The sequence below is a fragment of the Nguyenibacter vanlangensis genome (assembly GCF_013376155.1).
In the GTDB taxonomy this organism is placed as follows: domain Bacteria; phylum Pseudomonadota; class Alphaproteobacteria; order Acetobacterales; family Acetobacteraceae; genus Gluconacetobacter; species Gluconacetobacter vanlangensis.
In genome coordinates, this window is sequence record NZ_JABXXP010000638.1 from 1 (window position 1) to 1,592 (window position 1,592).

General features: G+C 69.0%; 2 protein-coding genes. Both read left to right on the top strand.

The genetic code is table 11. The annotated features are described in order from the left end of the window. On the top strand, positions 1–1,091 hold a 1,091-nt coding region (locus tag HUK84_RS17515; protein WP_176641398.1), incomplete at its 5' end, for a D-alanyl-D-alanine carboxypeptidase family protein. 5 nt (positions 1,092–1,096) lie between these two features. Then, a partial coding sequence (gene tmk / locus HUK84_RS17520; RefSeq protein WP_176641399.1) for a dTMP kinase occupies positions 1,097–1,592 on the top strand: 496 nt, incomplete at its 3' end.

Below are 1,592 nucleotides of genomic sequence, written 5' to 3' on the forward strand. Positions count from 1 at the left end.
CCACCGGACCGCCGGCGGCGACTCCGGTCGGTCCGGTGGACACGCTGGCGCGCTGGGCTTGCATCCTGGACGTCACCACGGGCGCGACCCTGCTGGAGAAGGCGGCCGACGAGCGCATGCCCCCCTCGTCGCTGACCAAGATGATGACGGCCTATATCGTGTTCGGCATGCTGAAATCCGGCCGCCTGAAGCTGGACCAGGCCCTGCCGGTCAGCGAGAAGGCGTGGCGGATGCAGGGGTCCAAGATGTTCGTGCCGCTGGGCGAAAGCATCGCGGTGCAGGACCTCATCCAGGGCATGGTCATCCAGTCCGGCAACGATGCCTGCATCGTGCTGGCCGAAGGCGTCTCGGGGTCCGAGGACCAGTTCGTCGCGCTGATGAACGATGCGGCGTCGAAGATCGGCCTGACCAATTCGCATTTCATGAATGCCACCGGCTGGCCCGCCGACAATCACTACATGTCGGCGCGCGACGTGGCGGTCCTGGCCGTCCGGCTGATCCGCGACTTCCCGGAATATTACCATTTCTTCTCCGAGAAGGACTACCGGTTCAACAAGATCTCGCAGGGCAATCGCAACGTCCTGGTGGACAAGGGGCTGGCCGACGGGCTCAAGACCGGCCACACCGACGCTGGCGGATTCGGCCTGTGCGCCAGCTCCGATCGCGGCGGCAATCGGGTGGTGCTCGCCCTGAACGGCATGCCCTCCAGCAACGCCCGCGCGCATGAGGGCGAACGCCTGCTGGAATGGTCTTTCGCCAATTTCGAAAACGCCACCCTGTTCCGCAAGGGCGACGTGGTCGAGCACGCGCCGGTCTGGCTGGGCACGCAGCCCGGCGTCCCCCTGGTGGCGACGCGCGACATCGTCATGACCCTGCCCCATGGCTGGCGGACCCGCGCGCATATCGGGGTCGATTACCAGGCGCCGGTTCCCGCCCCGGTGGCGGCGGGCCAGGTTCTGGGCGACCTGGTGATCTCGAATCCCGGCCTGGCCGATATCCGCATGCCGCTGGTGGCGGGGCAGGACGTGGCGCGCCTGGGCCTGTTCGCCCGCGCCTCGACGGTGCTGGGCCAGAAATTCGGCCGGCACTGATCGCGGTGCCCGGGCTGTTCATCACGTTCGAAGGGGGCGAGGGGGCGGGAAAATCCACCCAGGTCCGGCACCTTGCGGCCCATCTGGGCGCCGCCGGGCACGACGTGGTCTGCACGCGTGAACCCGGGGGCACCCCGGGGGCCGAGGCGCTGCGCGACTTCCTGCTGTTCGGCGGGCACGACCTGTCGCTGCGCGCCGAAATCCTGGGCCATTTCGCGGCCCGGTTCGATCATGTCGACCGGCTGGTCCGCCCGGCGCTCCGGCGCGGCGCCATCGTGCTGTGCGACCGCTTCGTCGATTCCACCCTGGCCTATCAGGGATATGGCCAGGGCCACGCCGATCCTGACATCCTGGACCTGATCGCGGCGCTGACCGCGCAGCTCGGGCTGATGCCGGACCTGACCCTGGTCCTGGCCGTGCCGCGCGCCCGCGCGCTGGAACGGCTGCGTGCCCGCGGCGGCGCGGCCGACCGCTACGAATCCGCCGACGAGTCCTTCCATG